The organism is Bacillus sp. 123MFChir2, from assembly GCF_000383235.1.
Taxonomy (GTDB): Bacteria; Bacillota; Bacilli; order Bacillales; family Bacillaceae_G; genus Bacillus_A.
The window spans coordinates 1-17,342 of the sequence record NZ_KB910934.1; the positions used below are offsets into that span (position 1 = coordinate 1).

Sequence of the window (17,342 nt, forward strand, 5' to 3'; positions counted from 1 at the left end):
ATTTTCGTGTTATCAACGTGTAGAAAAAGATTTGGAAATCGCAGTGTTCTTTGCCGATCCTTATTCTTCCTGGCAACGTGGGAGTAACGAAAATGCAAATGGTCTATTACGTGAGTTTTACCCGAAAAAAACAGATTTGAGCCTTGTTTCACAAGAACAATTAAATCGAGCACTACTTCTTATAAATCAAAGACCAAGAAAATGTTTAGGTTGGAAAACTGCCCACGAAGCGTTTCAGGAGGAGCTGTCGCACTTAGATTGACAAACCGTCATAAATATAAATTAACTTTTTAACATCTAAGTCGCTACTATGCAGAACAAAACATGGCCGCTACTTGCTGTCTATCTTTATTTTAAACTTTGCATGTGGCAGGAAAAGGCACTGACCGCCTCTATGCATGGCCAGTTGCTCTCTCCCACCGAAAAAGAAAAGGGTTTTTATGTTAGTTTTTCAATTTGTATTTATATACTTTCAAGTTTGACTCCAAATCTATAAGAATAACTCCCCCCTCTTCAATTTTGGGACTAACCTCTTCCTGATCATAATAAGTTGTTATAGAGTAACATTTTAATCGCTAAGCTTTTCTTCTCATCTCTAATTAATAAGAACGATACTACTTAAAATTGACAGTTAAAAATGGAGTGTGATGTTATGGAGCGACTTTGGTTTCCGATAATTGTTACGTTTTTTTCATTTGTTGGGTTGCTATTGGGTGGTATTGTCGGACTTGCAACAAGACGGATAATGGAAGAACAAACATTTCGCTTATACGCTCTTTGCGGGGGTATTCTACTTGGATTGTTATTAATTGAAATCATTCCACAAACATTTTCAAGTTATGAAATAATCGGCCCCCTCCTCGGTAGTACCATTGGAATTTTAATGATGCGTTTAATAGATCGCTACTGTCATCAATTTATGATACATAAAAATGATCACCCAACATGGCAAACTTTTTTATTTCTTTCCTTTGCCATTTTTATTCACAATCTACCTAGCGGTTTTGCGTTAGGAACTGCTTTTACAACGCATCATGAATCCACTCTTCCTTTCTTACTAGCCATTATTATTCATCATGTTCCCGAAGGCCTTGCCTTAATTATCTCTTTCTTATTTACACAGCATAAATATATACCTTTTATCTTAATCATCCTCTTTTTATCAAGCATTCTTGGTTTAAGCACTGCGTTTGGTATGATCATTAACAGTAAAACTGTTCATTTACCCGGCTTAATAATGGGAAGCGCCATCGGTTCTTTAGGGTATGTAACAATCCATGAAATGCTTTGGAAAGCAAAAAAGAACCTATCATTACTCTCTTTTCTTTCTTGGACTATTTTTGGATGTTTACTTATTATCGTTTTTATGCCCTTTATAAGTCATCATTAAAAGAAATCCCCCTTACCATTTGTATATTTCACCTTTTTATCCAAAACATAATAACATCTCAGTGTGTAAGGAGGAAATTCCATATTTAAAAAAGTTGCTGGAAAGAATGTTTGCTGACGTCGCCGTTTATAACCAACGTATCATGTTCAGCGGAACAACTTCCTGCTGTTGTCAATCAAGTAATTCGTATGGCATATACAAAAAAAGGTGTACTTTAATAACCTCTTTCTTATCCTTGATTATCTCAAAAAGTCACCATAAATGGCTGACTGTCTTCATCTAAACAATGTAAAATGCGCTCTTTGAAATTTTTCCATGTTACCATTTGCAGCGCTTCTTCAATTGAAAAATATCCAACTTCTAAGCTTTCACTACTTGTTGTAAATTGTCCTCCGATTGGCTTACCGACGAACAAATGATTACATATACACTGTGAAACATTTTGATACACTCCGCAGTACTTTACAATTTCAATATCAATACCAGTTTCCTCTTTCGCTTCTCGAATAGCACCCTTTGGGATTGCTTCTCCTTCTTCCACTTGACCACCGGGAAGCTCCCAGCCTCGCTTTGGACCTTTTAAAAGTAACATTTCATTTTTATCATTTAACACGACTGTTGCAGCACTTACAATGTGTTTCGGATAAGGCATACCTACTCCTCCTTTAGCCAAATTGCCAACTCTACTTACAATGCACAGGTAATACAGCCCAAGAACTAACAAGTGTTGTCTGCTTCCCTTCCAGATGTAACACTTGCTGAGATGAATTTGTTGTATGGAGTAATTGCGGAAATATTTCTTTCACATACTGCTTGTGAGAATTCGCATCTCTCCATAACGACAAAACAATGTAACGATTAGAAGAAAGAGATTTCCCTACAATACCGCCCAGCATCCCTTCTGCTCTCGCCAAACCTGGATTCCATACCGTTTCTTGCATATGTAAAAATTTCCTTTCACTCTCTTGTTTTACATCACAAATTGCTACTCGCAAAAAAGAACTGTGTGCTAATACTTCTACAAACGAAGTCTCCGTTATGCCAAATAAAGATTGATATAATTCTGTTTCACATGATGTAAACGTACTCTCTTGGTTGTTATCATTAAAAATCTTATCATGTGATTCATTCATAAAACTTTGGTACATCTTCATATTTTCCCATAAACTAACTATACAAGCTTCTGATTCATCCCATCCCCCGATTTGTCCGTAAAAACCATCTAATCCCTTCAACTCGCTCCATTGTTCTTGAGCAACCGAAAATAATTCCTTTTTTTCGTCGCTTACTTTACAAATAATAGATTTAATTAACATACAAATTTCCCCCTTAATTCCCGTGAAAGCTTCATTAAAAATCAATACTTTTATTTTAAAGGGGTTTGATAGAAATATCAAAATTTTAGAAATAATAGAATTACATTTTTTATTACCACAAAATTATCTTTTAATAAAGCTTATACTATACAATAAAGCATTACTTAAAATACTTACTACCCCTATCCAAAATAGCCAATTTGTTGCGGTCAGCCAAGAAACCGCCATGATAAGTAGTGCAGTAGCAATGGATACACAATAGCCTATCTGATTTCGTCTCTTGTTACGGTGAAACTTGTCTTTTGCCTGAGAAATAGAATGCTGGACTGTATTCTTTACATAATAGACTTTTTCTTTCATCTTATTCTCAGTCTCTTTTACTTTCTGATAAATGACATTACTCATATAAACTTTACTCACAACTCCGTTCCTCCATTTCGGCGTTTTGAAAACTCTGCCATGACTTTTTCCTGATAGTTATCTAAGTTTAATTGCATTTGCTCATCAACTTTGAGATTTACCTGTTCTTCAAAGCCATCTTGTTCTTCCCCGTTGAAGCGATAGAGTTTTTGTAATAATCTCCAAAACGTTTCAATTTCATCAGTTGTGAAATTATGAAATATATCTGCTAAAAAATATGTGGATTTTTCAGAACAAGTAATTAACGCTTTTTTTCCTTCAGGGGTAATCTCGATATTAATCGAACGTTTATCTATTTTACTCGGCACAGTTTTAACATAACCTTTTTTCACAAGGCCTGTAATTAACTTATTAGCAGTCTGCTTTGTTGTACCTAACTTTTTAGCAATATTAATAAGTGTAGTGTTTTCAATCGGCAAATGTGCAATCGCAATTAGAGCCATATGTTGCCGTGACGTTAATATCTCTAAATACTCATCCCCACTAGTTTGCACCTTATTGACAACCGAAAATAAAGTAGCGTAACTTTGTTGCATAAAATGTAGTTCTTTCATTAAGCGATTGATATCCATATGTAACTCCCTTCTATATTTGTCACCATGCTGACAAATATAGAATACCACTTCTTCCGTGTGATCGTCAACATGGTTACTAATATAGACGATTTTACATATTATAAAAAAAGCAGCAAAGGTATCTCTCCCTTGCTACTTAATCAAATGTAAGTATTATTTCAATAATCTCTGACCGGCTACCAAGTCTTAACGGTGGTCCCCAAAAACCAAATCCAGAAGAAACAATCGCATGAAATGTATGTCTCTGTACATAACCCCAATCTAATTCATACATTCTTCTTGTAATGATATGATTCGGTGCCATTTGTCCTCTATGCGTATGTCCCGATAATAATACATCAACACCCGCTGCCGCGGCTTGCTTTAACTCAAATGGCTGATGATCCATTGCGATGACGAGAAGACTCTTATCCACAGCGCTCATTAATTCCTCGAAACTTTTCCGCTCCCGGTCCGTCTTATCTCTTCTGCCTACAATATAAAAGCAATCTTCTATTTTTACAGCTTCATCTAATAAAATATTTATATCAATCTTATCCATTTCTTGCAAAAATTCAGGAATCGCTCCGCCGTAATATTCATGATTTCCTAATACCCCATATACGCCAAGCGGAGCATGCATTTGCTTCATCACTTGTCCCATATTCTTTTTTATAAAATACTCTGGATGATCATCAATAATATCTCCGGGTAAAAGTATAATATCCGGTTTCATATGATTTACATGATGAACCAATCTTTTCAGATGAGATAAGCCAGACAGCTTACCAAAATGCATATCTGAAGCCATCGCAATTCGAAGTGTTTTACGATTACTCACTTTTTTAGGTACATGAATCTCGTATTTTCGGATGACTGGACTATACGCATTAAATGTTCCATAAACAAAAATAAACACAAAAGTAGTAAGAACAATCATTCCAGTCCAAAAAATAGATTGTTCTTTTGGAAACGATAACCAATTTAAAATTAGCACCGCTATATCCGCTATTGGTAATAGTATGACTGCATATTGGATAACCGCAAACCAATAAGAACCAATCGTTCTAAGTGGTGAAGCAAACTTAATCAATCGATCTAGAATATAAGCGTATGATAATAGTGCAACTACAATCGCATAATATCCCCAAGATTGAATATGAAAAGTCGTATGTATCCATACCCAACCGTTCCAGCCAATGTAAATCATTAACAGCGTATATAAAGTAAATAAAATAAAAATATTTACTACATTTCTCGTTTTCAAAATATGCCTCCTCTTTTACAAATTTTCATTTCAAACACTTATACACTACACTAATTATAACAAATTACACTAAATATAACAAATATCTCTTAAAACCGTTAAGAATTTTATTTTGACACAAAAATTTTTATAATGCCACTAATACACCGTTAAACAAAAAGAGATTGATTCATCATTTTTATGAATCAATCTCTTTTTTATTTCATATTTCAACTGGATGGATAAGCAACAGAACTCAAATAACGTTCTTTTATAATTTTACGATGATGAAGCTCATGACCAGCAATAATGCATGCCACAGCTCGAACAGTGACTTCAGAGTTATTCGCAACCCCTTTTTGTGACCAAGCTTCTTCATCTAGACTTTTAAGTAAATACAAAGTTGATTGACGAACAACCATTAAGTTTGCCAGAAGATCTTGCATAGATTGCTTATCAAATGCTGCTCTAAGTACATACGCATCATCGTCGTATCCGGGAAGTAACGCCGTTTCACCTCTCGCTATTGAAAGAAGTCGATATGCCATAATCCGTTCAGTATCCGCAATATGACCGATTACTTCTTTTATGCTCCACTTATTAGGAGCGTACCGAAAAAGTCCCTCACAATCAGAAAGATCTTTCAATAAGAGGTTTGTCTCTTCCAGTTGTTCTTCTAAAATATGTATAATATCTCCCTCTGGCAATAAGTTTATATACGTTGAATAATACGGGTTATATTCATTCTCTTCCAGTCTCTTTTTCATTTCTACCATCCTTCTTATTTTAGCTTTATTATAAATATTATCATATTAGTCCGAAAAATTAAAATTCCAAAAAAAAAAGTAATTCATCCTATCTATAAGTTAAATAATTGAGTGATTTATATATTGTAAAATTAAAACAGATCAATAAGTAAGTTGGGCATTCTCCGCTTCTAATCTTGAAATTCAATCACCCTACAAAAAACTTTCTCAACCCTTGACATATAGACTGCTCTACTATCAACTGCTAACATAATAGGTGAGCTCCTAACGAGTTTCATTATCTAACGAAAGGACCTGTTTCGGACGCAGGTCCTTTTGCTTTTTTATTCAATATACATAAAACTACACAAACGGTATAATTTAACTATACTTATATAACTAGAAAGAGAGATGGAAATAATGAAAGTATCATATTGGAGCGGTAATAAGGTACGATTAAGAGCACCTCAAAAAGAAGATATTTATTTATTCGAAGACTTAGATGACGAAATACTTAAAAACCTCGATTCCATTGCTTTCCCACGTACAAATGAACAAATCGAAGAGTGGATGGCTGACATCTCAAAAGGTTCTTCTACTGACTGTGATGATTTTTATTGGATTGCCGAAGATCATAATAAAAACATAATCGGAACAATTGACGTCAGTAATTGCGATTCTAAAAATGGGACATTCGATTACGGTATTTCTGTATTCCCTCCTCATAGAGGAAACGGCTATGCAAAAGATATGATTATAACGATACTAAAACATTACTTCTTCGAGCTTAGATATCAAAAAGCAACTATTCAAGTATATTCATTTAATACGGCTTCTATCAACCTTCATCGAAAGCTGCAATTTGTTGAGGAAGGCCGCTTAAGAAATATGATTTATACAAATGGAACATTCTATGATGAAATCTATTTTGGAATTACAAAAGACGAATTCCAAGCGTTATATTTTCCTAGATGAAATTTCCTTATCCCTATTACTTTTTATGGAGAGATTCAATTTGAATAAGCTAAAAAAATACTCTAAAGTGTATATAATGTTTTTTATTCTTCACGTTTTATTTCTTATATTTTCTCCTAATAGAATTGTAGGTAGAACTGCCATTCAAAAAGATGATATAAAATTACACGTATACTCACAAGCTACAACAGGAGCACCTCAAAGAATAAGTGAAAATGATTTAGCTATTTTAAAAGAAAAAGTGAAAGATACATATCCGAATGTAGATTCTAGAGACATTGAATTAAAGGGCGACACCCCGTTCCGTCATGTTGCTGATCCAGCGTACATAGGGTGTTTTACTGTATACGGAAAGGTTATAGGTACAACACGTAACGAAACAAGTGGTGAAAATACCGTGGCAGTTTTAAAAGTTTCTTATTGGGACATGCCTATGTTTTGGTACCTATTTCATTATGACTCATACATAACTAAGGTAACGCTATATATATTACTACCAATATTTCTGATCGCATTAGTAATAAGTATTATTTCTTTCATACCTAAAAATAGCTTTGATTAAAGTAAAACATAAGCCACCTGGTTGAACGCTGAATAAATCGTTCTATTTATTTGGAGAAAATTACCGTTTTTTAGTATAATGAATATAGGCATACTGGTTTAAGAAAGGTGATTTTGAATAATGATTTTTGATCATATAAACACAATAGGAGCCCTTGCTTTTCTATTTTTTATGATTTATCTTGCAACCGATCCGAGAGATGTAAGCTTGCTAATGATTCCGGCTTATTTTGGTGGAATGCTAGTCACTCACTGGCTTGGTGAAAATGGATTCCAAGATACATATATTTATTCGATTTGGATTGTCATCTACTCTCTTGTAATGCTTTACCTTATCATCGCTTCAATTCGTCTAGGTATAAAAAACGTAGTGTACATTAAAGAAAAAATAAGAAAACGTAAAGCTTTAAGAAAATAACGCAAAAAGAAACCGCCCTAACAGGCGGTTTCTTTTACGCATATACTAAAGCTACAGATGATGTATAAATGCCGTTATTCCTTCCTTCATCATACCGCGGAACTCATGATTACCGTCTAGCAATAACCACGACGCGTTATCTACAATATTATGATGCTGTTTCTGTGAAATTTCGTCACTTATCATCGAAAGTATTTCTTCAAGAATAGCAATTAATAATCTACCATAATTTACTTAATAAAATATACTGTGTAGCCAGCAATGGATTTATGACTGTTGAATTAATATGACATGTTACCACGTTTCACTTCTGTAACATGTCATATTAATTCTTGTTATTCTGTCACTATTACTTCGTGCATATGTTCCTACTCCATTTACTTTGATTAGTTACATATAAAATTTTAGTAGCTAGATGTTGAGAAGATGTAATTCATCATATTTTTTTATTAATACTATAAAAGGTAAAAAGTAATAGTCATACCAATTTTTCTTGAACGCTCAATGCTATTTCTGACAAAAATAATCCTGCAAATGAAATTTTATGTAAAATTCCGCATTTTTTCTGATATACTAAACATCGTAATATATACATAGTTTTAGAGGGAGACAAAAATGCAAAGTAAATTTTGGACTATTTTATTTTTAATCATCTTCTTTCCTGTTGGTTTATTTTTAATGTGGAAACATAAACATTTCACAAAAACAGTGCGTGTTATCATTACATTATTATTCCTATTCTTGATTCTATTATCATCGTGTAACAATAACACAAGTAGCGCTCAAAAATCTGAATTAGAAAAGAAAGAGCAAGACTTAAACAAACTTGAGAAAAAATTGAAAGAAAAAGAAAAGGAATTAGATGAAAAATCTAAAGAATGTCAAAAAAATACTGAAGAAGAAAAGAAAAAATTAGAAGAACAAAAGAAATTAGAAGATGATAAACGTAAGCAAGAGGAAGAACAACGCAAACAAGAAGAAGCGCGAAAACAAGAGGAATTGAAAAAACAACAAGATGAGCAGAAAAAACAGGAAGAACAAAAGAAACAACAAGCTCAAGCTGAACAACAACCTAATAACAATTTACCACAAGGTAACTATAACTTTAAAAGTTGTAAAGAAGCCAAAGCTGCTGGTTTCTCAAATATTCCGAAAGGACATCCAGCATATTCGTCAAACTTAGATCGAGATGGTGATGGAATTGCTTGTGATAAATAATTAAGTGTAAAGCCCTCTCATGTGAGAAGGGCTTTTTATTTACAAAATTCACTTTACCTTATTCGAAATGCATGATCAAAATTGTAACTTCTGATTAATATCAGATACTTGTTCTATTTCACCACAAACCTCGTCTTACTACATCCATCTTTCTGCTTCATTACTTCCAGCACTGCTGGCATTGCACTCTTCAATTCTTGTATGTGCGAAATTACACCGATAAAGCGTCCTGATTTTTGAAGATCAATTAAAGCATCTACTGCTTTCGTTAATGATTCTTCGTCTAATGAACCGAAGCCTTCGTCAATGAACATTGTTTCAATTGAAATACCGCCTTCGTATGATTGGATGATATCAGCCATACCAAGTGCTAAGCAAAGGGAGGCGTTAAATTTTTCGCCGCCGGATAATGTTTTTACATCACGTGTTTGCCCTGTATAGGCATCGTAGACATCTAATCCTAAACCGCTTTGTCGATTTCGTTTTTCTACCCGTTCACTTCGTTTTAAGAAAAATTGTCCGTTCGATAGTTTTCGAAGTCGTTCATTGGCTACTTGAACAATTTGCTCTAAATATTCTATTAAAATGTAACGCTCAAATGAAATGCGACTTTCATTGTCACCTTTCATCACTTCATATAAATCAACAAGCTCTTGGAATGCTGTTTCTTCTTCATAAATTTGTTCATCAATGCGGCGAATATTTGTATGCAGATCAGAAATATATTCATTGGCACTGTTCGTACGCTGACGTTGTTCTTTAATAATATCAAGCTGAATTTCTAATTCTTTTAACTGTTCTTCTATTTGCGTTAACTCTGTCCATTCTTTTCCACTGAGCGCCTCTGTTAATTCTTCAATTTGTTTCGTTAATACTTCGAGCGCCCCGTAATACGATTGAATGTGTTGTTGCAAGCTTATTCGCTCTGCGTCAGATAATTTAGCCTCAGTATATGCTTGCTGACTTGCAAAGCCGCTTGCTTCAAGTTCTTTCATGAAACGTACATACTGTTCTTCTTTTTTCTTTGTTCTTTGTGTAAATTGTTGCTGCGCTGCTTTATATGCTTCTTCCACGCGAATTTTTTCACTCGTACAACGCTGAAATTCATCTTGCGCTCTTTGCCATGCTTCTTGCAGACTGTGAAGTAAAGAAGCTTTCGTTTCACACGCTTGTTGCCATGCTTCTAATGTTTGCATCTCTGCTGGAATTTTTTCTTTATCATTTTCATACGCTGTTCGCAGTTGAATCAATTCCATTTCAGAGCGATGCAATTTCCCTTCTACTTCACGTTTAGTCTCCTGCAATTTATCTAATTGTTCGTCTAGCTTTTGTAGCTGTGGCGATAATTGTTTCCGTTCTTCTTCAGTCGACTTTAACTCGTTTACTTCTGCAGCAAGTTGTTTTCCTTGCTGGATTAATGTTTGATACACATCTCCAAGCTCTATTGCAGCGTATCCGCGACTCTGCACTTCTTTACATAGTTCTTCATATTGTCTTTTATAAAAATTACATTTTTCTTCCATTTGAACAAATTGCTTTTCAGTCTGTGCTTTTTGTTCACGAAGGTTATTTAACTGTTCTTCATCAACAGATAATTCTTGTTCAGTCGCTTTATTGGGATGAGCAGTACTGCCACAAACTGGGCAAGGTTTACCATCATGTAAATGAATTGCTAACTGGCCAGCTTGTTCACTTAACCATGATTTCTCCAAAGTTTCATATGCTTGCTGAGCAGTATTCATCTGCTTTAAGGTAACCTTTCTTTCCTCCTCATACTTTTGCACTTCTTGCCACACTTGGTAAGTATCTTTTAATACTTTTGCATCTTCACGCATACGGCTTAACTGCTCCGCTTTTGTTATATATTGCTCAAGTGCTTGTTCCATCTGTTTTAGCTTACTGGCAAGCTGTTGTTTTTGTGCACTACTGAATTCTTGCTGCTCCTCTAATTTACTTATCTCATGCTTAAATTGCTTCATTTGTTTTTCTGCCGCTGCTAATTTTATTTTCTTATCAGCAAATGTTGCAATTACTTCTTTTAATTCTTCTAACATTTGAATGTTTCGCTTCGTTTCTTCACGGACCGTTTCATTGTTTTTTTCTTGTTCGTACTGCTGCTTTGCACGTTCATAAGCTAATACTAGCTGTTCTTGTTTGCCAGCCATTTGCTTCATATATTGCTCAGCTTGCTCTGCACTTTGAACTGCTTCATCATACCATTGTTCAAACGGTAATAATCGGTTTGCTTGCTCGGCTTGTTTAAATTGTTGTTCTTTCATTTCAATAGAAGAACGTTCTTGTCCTAATAAATCATAACGATTTTGTTTTGTTTGCAAATCTTGTAATCTATCATTCAAAGCTTTCGCCTCATGATAACCGGTTTCCGCTTCTTTTAATTGCTTTAACTGAATGGATTCTTGTTGTTCTAATTGCTTTGCTTGTTTTTCATAAAAATCAATTTCTTGTTGAAGCGCTTCTACTACTTGATGTGTATTCACGTGTTCTTGATTTGCTAATATTTCAAGTAGTGCACCATCTCGCACAGGAAGTTTGAAAACGTTACGAAAGTACAATTCTCGTTCTTTTTGCTTTTCTTGCAGAACATCTTTCCATTCTTTACGCTTTTGATCTAATAACTCTCTCATTAACTTATATCGATCTGTTTTAAAAATGCGGCGTAAAATTTCCTCTTTATTTTCTGTTTCAGATGTTAACAGTTTACGAAATTCACCTTGTGGGAGCATCACAATTTGACTAAATTGATGCTTACTAAGACCAATTAAATCTTCCACTTTTTTGTTTACATCCGTCACATGGAAGCGATCTACACATGGAATCTGTTCATCACCAGCAACTTCATAAAATTCAATCGCATGGCCCGTAATCGTTTTATTCCCTTGCTTTTTATGACCAAGTTGACGTTTTATACAATACGTTTTTTCTTTTAATTGAAATAATAATTCAACGTTTGTATATACGTTATCATCAGCAAATTGACTACGAAGCATATTCGTATCATTACGTTCTTCTCCGCTTGCTTCTCCGTATAATGCGTAACAAATCGCATCAAAAATCGTTGTTTTTCCCGCACCTGTATTTCCAGAAATCGCAAAAATACGGTGTTCGCCTAGTTCTTCAAAATCAATTGTTTCTTGTTGTTTATATGGACCAAGCGCTGTCATAATAAGTTTGATAGGTCTCATGCTCTCTCCCCCTCTCGTTCATGGACTGTTTTTAATACTTCTAAGAAGAGACGTTCTTTTTCCTCTGATAACTCCGTTCCTTTCATTTCTTTGTAAAAAGCTTTCACAAGGGAAAGATCATCCATTTTATGACGTGAAGTGACTGCAATGTTTTCATTCGCTAATTCTTTTCTTTGAATAACACGCTCTACGTGCATTGCATTCGGATATACAGAACGAATCTTTTCCATTGGTTGCAATACAGGATTTTCATCTAATAACTTTACAAATACATAGTCTTCGGAAACAGGGTGTCGCAGCAATTCATCAATTTTTGCCTCAACCGTTCTCATTTTACGCTTTGGTGTTAATGATCGTTTTTCAAGTGTTACTTGTCCTACTTCGTTTAATTCAACAATGTAAAACCCTTTTTTATGATGCTCTTCTGAAATAGAATAAGCGAGCGGTGAACCTGCATAGCGAATTGTTTCATTTCGTACGTAATGTGCCTGGTGCAGATGACCAAGCGCTGTGTAATGAAAAGCGTCAAAATAATGACTGTTTACATATTCTGCTCCGCCAATAGATAATGGCCTTTCAGCATCACTTGTATTTTCTTCTGCTTCCCCTGATGAAGTTACAAAAGCATGTCCAACAAAGACATGACGCACTTCTTTATCCATACTTTCTGATAACTCATTCATAAAAATACGCATTGCATCGTCATGACTACGAATGTCCTCATTTTTTATAACGTGACGAACAATGCTTGGATCGACATATGGAACTAAATGAAAATGTACTTCTCCATATTCATCGTGCATAACAACCGGCTCATATGGATATTGAAATTGTCCGACAATGTGTAAGCCTTGCTTCTTCATTAAACTACTTCCAAAATGAATACGATCTGGACTATCATGATTTCCCGCAATCGCTAGTACTGGTGTTTGTAATTCAATTACGATTTTTTGTAATGTTTCATTTAATAAATCTACCGCCTCTGTCGGAGGGATGGCACGATCATATAAGTCTCCTGCAATTATGACAGCATCTGGTTTTTCTTCTTTAACTGCTTGTATAAATTGTTCTAAAACATAGCGCTGATCTTCTGTCATATAAACACCATGTACAAGCTTTCCTAAATGCCAATCGGCTGTATGAAAAAATTTCATCTTTTCCTTCCTTTCTCTTCTATTTAATTCACAGATTGAAGTGAAATAAGTTGATATAAAAGCGTCGTTCTTCCCTCTGTCCATTCTACTTTCTTAACAACGGCACTTCCAACAAGCTCTTGTCTTGTTTTATACACCGGCATTATTTCATCCACTACAAATAAATGATATCCTTCTAACGTTAATTGAAATATATTATCTTCTGTATGTAATCGTTTCTCAGTTTCATTTACAATAATCTTTGTATGCATTTCAAACTTCATGCAAAAACACCCCTTTTTTTATGTCTCTATTTTAATAGTATAGCGGGCATTACTGATTGACAAGAGAATGAATGAGAAAGGTATAACTTCCCTAATAAAAAATCATTCAGCTTCTGTCATTATTTATAGTATGAGAAAAGTAACAACAGAATATAAAGTGAAACTTTACTGTTTTAAATGCCTAAGAGATTTACTACTATTGATTTTTTTATTTCTTCTTATTACGGTATGTGAAATTAAATATTACTTTAAAATAAAAGTGCCGTAAACGACACTTTTATTTTTGTAAATAATCCTTCATCACAACGTACAACACAATGAATAGTAATACTGTCATAAAAAGCCATGAAAGTATTGCAACGTAATTATTTTCAGTTAATGAAAAGCTAATCGCAATTGTTAAAATGAAAATTGGAAATACCAATCGTACTTTATCTTGCACCGTATCCTGCTCTGGATCTTCTAGATGGAAATAAAAAGTTAAACCAACCATAAGAAAAGACAAAATAATGACCGATAATAGCAAAATCCCTGGCATTCCAATCTCCCCTTCCTTTACTTTCTTAGGCCACGTACAATTAAATATTTTATATTTAAATATACATAACGCTAAAATATAGAAAACTTGTTATATATAAATACAAGTTGTTTTTTTAACGTATAAGTCGCTACTATGCAGAATAAAACACGGCCGCTACTTGCTTTCTACCTTTGCACGTGGCAGGAAAAGGCACTGACCGCCTCTATGCATGGCCAGTTGCTCTGTTCTCCTCCCCTAAAAAAGTGGTTTTTATGTCATTTTTTCAATTTGTACTTATATATCTATTGATTAAAACCTTTATTATGAAAAATTTCAAATCATAAGTTTTATAATCACATTTGTGAATGATATCAATTCATCGTTAGAAGTTTAATATTCATTTTTCTTTTATAAAATCCTTCCAAAATATCTCGCCAAAATATGCGGCACTTTTACTCTTTATTCATTAATATAAAGAATATTTCCCTCTTTCTCCAAAAAACACAAAAAAATGCATGACAAGTAAAGATCATGTCTATTTTCTACAGTATATTCATTTGCTCTTCATTTTAAAACAAAGAAAGACATGTGATATTGCAGGATTAAAGAAAAAAAACAAGAAGTTTATATATAAAAATGCACTTTCTCTGTCTTTTTACAAAAAGTCTATTTTCCTAGACACTGACACAACTTGTGAAAACAAACAGAGAATGATAGAGGAGGATATACTATGACTGACCAAGTTCTATTTTCAGTTAACAAAAATGGCGTAGCTACAATTACATTAAATCGCCCAAAAGCATTAAACTCCATTTCTTATGAAATGATAGGACCAATGACGCAAAAATTGAAAGAATGGGAAATGGATAATCAAATTCATCTTGTCATTATAAAAGGCGCAGGTACGAAAGGACTTTGTGCCGGCGGTGACATTAAGACTCTTTATGAAGCTCGTTTACATGACTCTGCCATGCAAAAAGCGGAGCAATTTTTTGAGGATGAATTCCAATTAGATATGCTCGTTTATAAATTTTCTAAACCAATTATCGCTTGTTTAGATGGCTTTGTTATGGGCGGAGGTGTTGGACTTACTTACGGAGCTAGTCATCGAATTGTAACTGAGCGAACAAAGTGGGCTATGCCAGAAATGAATATCGGGTTTTTTCCTGATGTCGGATCTGCTTATTTCTTAAATAAAGCGCCGGGCTATATCGGACGTTACTTAGCATTAACAGCTTCTGTCATTAAAGCACCTGATGCACTATATATCAATGCTGCTGATTTTTATATCTCTAGTGAAAAATTAAATGCCTTTCTTAATCACATTGAACAAATAGATTGGCATACAAAAGACATACATACAGCATTAACAGAGCTAATCAATGATTATTCAGAAGTTCTTGTTACCGAGAGTGAACTTTCGTCATTCCAAACAGAGATTGATAAGCACTTTTCTTTTCGCACTGTCGAAGAAATTATCGATTCTTTAGAAAAAGATGCGAGTCCTTTTGCAACTCAAACAAAAGAAACAATGTTATCAAAATCACCTTTCTCCCTAAAAATAACTTTAAAACAATTTATTGATGGAAAAGAAAAAACATTAGAAGAGTGCTTTGCTACTGATCTTGTGCTCGCTAAAAATTTTCTGAAACACGAAGACTTTTTCGAAGGAATACGTTCTGTTGTCATTGATAAGGACCAGAATCCACAATATAAATATAAACATTTAGAAAATGTTTCGGACGAAGTGGTAACTAACTTTTTCCATCTTATAAGAAGCTAATAATAGCAGATTGAATTTCTAGCATTAAACATTTTTCCAATAAAAAAGTGTCCAATACAATGGACACTTTTTTACATTCCCCTTAAAACCAACGTTCTGTCACTACTTTTTTACGTGTATAAAATTGTACACCATCTTTCCCATTTGTACCTAGGTCACCGTAGAAAGAAGCTTTATTTCCTGCAAATGCGAAAAATGCCATTGGAGCTGGAACGTTTACGTTTACGCCAATCATCCCTGCATCGATATTATCACGGAATGTTTGTGCGTGTTTACCACTTGACGTATAAACGACTGCACCATTTGCAAATTTTGATTGGTTTGTAAGCTTAATCCCTTCTTCTAAATCCTTCACTCTCACAATGCTTAATACTGGAGCAAAAATTTCATCTTGCCAAATTTTCATATCTTGATTCACACCATCAAAGATTGTTGCTCCAACGAAATACCCTTCCCCTACTTCTTCATTAATTTTACGGCCATCTACTAATAAAGTAGCTCCATCTGCTACACCGCTATTAATATAGCCTAGTACACGCTCTTTATGAGATTCACGAATTAATGGCCCTACATAATTCTCTTCATGAAAACCATCACCGACTTTTAATTTACGCGTTTCTGATACAAGAACATCAATGAATTCATCAGCAATTTCATCAACTACCGCTACAACAGAACATGCCATGCAGCGCTCTCCACTGCTCGCAAATGCAGAACCAATGACACCTTGTACTGTCTTTTCAATATTACAGTCCGGCATAACAATTGCATGGTTTTTCGCTCCTGCAAGTGCTTGTACTCGTTTTCCATATTTTGTTCCTGTTTCGTATACATAGCGTGCAACTGGCTCAGATCCAACAAATGAAACAGCTTGAATATCTTTATTTTCTAAAATGCTATTTACAACATCTTTTCCACCTTGTACTAAGTTTAAAACCCCATTTGGGAAGCCCGCTTCATAGAATAATTCTACTAGTTTTTCTGCTAAAAGCGGCGTTCTTTCAGATGTCTTTAATACAAATGTATTACCGCAAGCGATTGCTAATGGGAACATCCATAGTGGAATCATCATTGGGAAGTTGAACGGAGTAATACCAGCAACAACTCCAATTGGGTATCTCCAAATTGAACCATCAATTCCACCTGCAATATTCGGAAGCGCTTGCCCCATCATTAAATTTGGTGTTGATGTTGCCAGTTCTACAGCTTCAATTCCTCGCTGCACTTCGCCAGTTGCATCTTTTAATGTTTTACCATTTTCTAATGTAATAATTTTTGCAAGTTCATCTTTATTTTCTTGTAAAAGTTGTAAATATTTATATAACTGTCTTGAGCGATTTGGAACTGGTACTTTAGACCATGTTTCATATGCTGCTTTTGCAGCTTCAACAGCACGATCCACATCTTCTTTTGGAGAAAGTGGAACATAAGCAATTATTTTCCCAGTCGCAGGATTCGGAACAGCTTCCACTTCTGTGCCGGTAGATTCTACCCATTCACCATTAATATGATTTTTCACACGTTTAATTTCTGTTGTAATCATTGTATTCGCTCCTTTTCATTTTTTATATTTGC

General features: G+C 34.4%; 19 protein-coding genes. 7 read left to right on the forward strand and 12 right to left on the reverse strand.

What is annotated here, in order from left to right; translation table 11 throughout:
* Positions 1 to 262: IS30 family transposase (locus H280_RS23315; RefSeq protein ID WP_020060526.1), on the forward strand; the 262-nt coding region annotated here is incomplete at its 5' end.
* 390 nt (positions 263 to 652) lie between these two features.
* Entirely contained in the window at positions 653 to 1,390 is a 738-nt protein-coding gene (locus H280_RS0108130) for a ZIP family metal transporter (RefSeq protein ID WP_020060623.1), read from the forward strand.
* 244 nt (positions 1,391 to 1,634) lie between these two features.
* On the opposite strand, the gene H280_RS0108135 is transcribed toward H280_RS0108130, so the two are convergent.
* The 6 genes from H280_RS0108135 to H280_RS0108160 all read right to left on the reverse strand — a co-directional run bounded on the left by H280_RS0108135 (position 1,635) and on the right by H280_RS0108160 (position 5,693).
* A complete protein-coding gene (locus tag H280_RS0108135) occupies positions 1,635 to 2,042 on the reverse strand; it encodes an NUDIX hydrolase (RefSeq protein WP_020060624.1) in 408 nt (135 codons plus the stop codon).
* A 31-nt stretch (positions 2,043 to 2,073) separates the two neighbouring features.
* Positions 2,074 to 2,706 carry a YdbC family protein gene (locus H280_RS0108140; protein WP_020060625.1) on the reverse strand — a complete coding sequence of 211 codons (633 nt, stop codon included), beginning with the start codon at positions 2,704 to 2,706 and terminating at the stop codon, positions 2,074 to 2,076.
* A 123-nt stretch (positions 2,707 to 2,829) separates the two neighbouring features.
* Positions 2,830 to 3,126: a UbiA family prenyltransferase gene (locus H280_RS0108145; protein WP_020060626.1), complete on the reverse strand. Its 297-nt coding sequence runs from the start codon at positions 3,124 to 3,126 to the stop codon at positions 2,830 to 2,832.
* Positions 3,123 to 3,698 (reverse strand): MarR family winged helix-turn-helix transcriptional regulator, encoded by a 576-nt coding sequence (locus tag H280_RS0108150; RefSeq protein WP_020060627.1) that lies wholly within the window; start codon positions 3,696 to 3,698, stop codon positions 3,123 to 3,125. Before H280_RS0108150 ends, H280_RS0108145 begins: the two co-directional genes overlap by 4 nt.
* Positions 3,699 to 3,837: 139 nt before the next feature.
* Entirely contained in the window at positions 3,838 to 4,890 is a 1,053-nt protein-coding gene (locus tag H280_RS0108155) for a metallophosphoesterase (RefSeq protein WP_051094761.1), read from the reverse strand.
* A 266-nt stretch (positions 4,891 to 5,156) separates the two neighbouring features.
* Complete coding sequence (locus H280_RS0108160) at positions 5,157 to 5,693, reverse strand: DinB family protein (RefSeq protein WP_020060629.1); 537 nt, start codon at positions 5,691 to 5,693, stop codon at positions 5,157 to 5,159.
* Between the two features lie 399 nt (positions 5,694 to 6,092).
* Between H280_RS0108160 and H280_RS0108165 the strand changes: the two genes are divergently transcribed.
* The 3 genes from H280_RS0108165 (at position 6,093) to H280_RS0108175 (ending at position 7,626) form a co-directional block, all read left to right on the forward strand.
* Positions 6,093 to 6,647, forward strand: a complete 555-nt coding sequence (locus tag H280_RS0108165; protein ID WP_020060630.1) for a GNAT family N-acetyltransferase — start codon at positions 6,093 to 6,095, stop codon at positions 6,645 to 6,647.
* A gap of 40 nt (positions 6,648 to 6,687) precedes the next feature.
* Positions 6,688 to 7,209, forward strand: a complete 522-nt coding sequence (locus H280_RS0108170) for a hypothetical protein (protein WP_020060631.1) — start codon at positions 6,688 to 6,690, stop codon at positions 7,207 to 7,209.
* Between the two features lie 120 nt (positions 7,210 to 7,329).
* A complete protein-coding gene (locus tag H280_RS0108175) occupies positions 7,330 to 7,626 on the forward strand; it encodes a hypothetical protein (protein ID WP_020060632.1) in 297 nt (98 codons plus the stop codon).
* A 51-nt stretch (positions 7,627 to 7,677) separates the two neighbouring features.
* Here the strand turns inward: H280_RS0108175 and H280_RS26730 are convergent, their stop codons facing one another.
* Positions 7,678 to 7,812: a hypothetical protein gene (locus H280_RS26730; protein ID WP_269208742.1), complete on the reverse strand. Its 135-nt coding sequence runs from the start codon at positions 7,810 to 7,812 to the stop codon at positions 7,678 to 7,680.
* 429 nt (positions 7,813 to 8,241) lie between these two features.
* Here H280_RS26730 and H280_RS0108180 point away from each other — a divergent pair, with 429 nt between their 5' ends.
* Positions 8,242 to 8,844 carry an excalibur calcium-binding domain-containing protein gene (locus H280_RS0108180; RefSeq protein ID WP_020060633.1) on the forward strand — a complete coding sequence of 201 codons (603 nt, stop codon included), beginning with the start codon at positions 8,242 to 8,244 and terminating at the stop codon, positions 8,842 to 8,844.
* 113 nt (positions 8,845 to 8,957) lie between these two features.
* Here H280_RS0108180 and H280_RS0108185 read toward each other — a convergent pair whose 3' ends face one another.
* The 4 genes from H280_RS0108185 to H280_RS0108200 all read right to left on the reverse strand — a co-directional run bounded on the left by H280_RS0108185 (position 8,958) and on the right by H280_RS0108200 (position 14,002).
* Entirely contained in the window at positions 8,958 to 12,047 is a 3,090-nt protein-coding gene (locus H280_RS0108185) for an AAA family ATPase (RefSeq protein WP_020060634.1), read from the reverse strand.
* Entirely contained in the window at positions 12,044 to 13,201 is a 1,158-nt protein-coding gene (locus tag H280_RS0108190) for an exonuclease SbcCD subunit D (RefSeq protein WP_020060635.1), read from the reverse strand. Before H280_RS0108190 ends, H280_RS0108185 begins: the two co-directional genes overlap by 4 nt.
* 23 nt (positions 13,202 to 13,224) lie before the next feature.
* Positions 13,225 to 13,464, reverse strand: a complete 240-nt coding sequence (locus H280_RS0108195; RefSeq protein WP_020060636.1) for a DUF2584 family protein — start codon at positions 13,462 to 13,464, stop codon at positions 13,225 to 13,227.
* A 277-nt stretch (positions 13,465 to 13,741) separates the two neighbouring features.
* Complete coding sequence (locus tag H280_RS0108200) at positions 13,742 to 14,002, reverse strand: hypothetical protein (protein WP_020060637.1); 261 nt, start codon at positions 14,000 to 14,002, stop codon at positions 13,742 to 13,744.
* 712 nt (positions 14,003 to 14,714) lie between these two features.
* Here H280_RS0108200 and H280_RS0108205 point away from each other — a divergent pair.
* Entirely contained in the window at positions 14,715 to 15,767 is a 1,053-nt protein-coding gene (locus tag H280_RS0108205) for an enoyl-CoA hydratase/isomerase family protein (RefSeq protein WP_020060638.1), read from the forward strand.
* Positions 15,768 to 15,849: 82 nt separating this feature from the next.
* Here the strand turns inward: H280_RS0108205 and H280_RS0108210 are convergent, their stop codons facing one another.
* Entirely contained in the window at positions 15,850 to 17,310 is a 1,461-nt protein-coding gene (locus H280_RS0108210; RefSeq protein WP_020060639.1) for a CoA-acylating methylmalonate-semialdehyde dehydrogenase, read from the reverse strand.
* Positions 17,311 to 17,342: the final 32 nt, after the last annotated feature.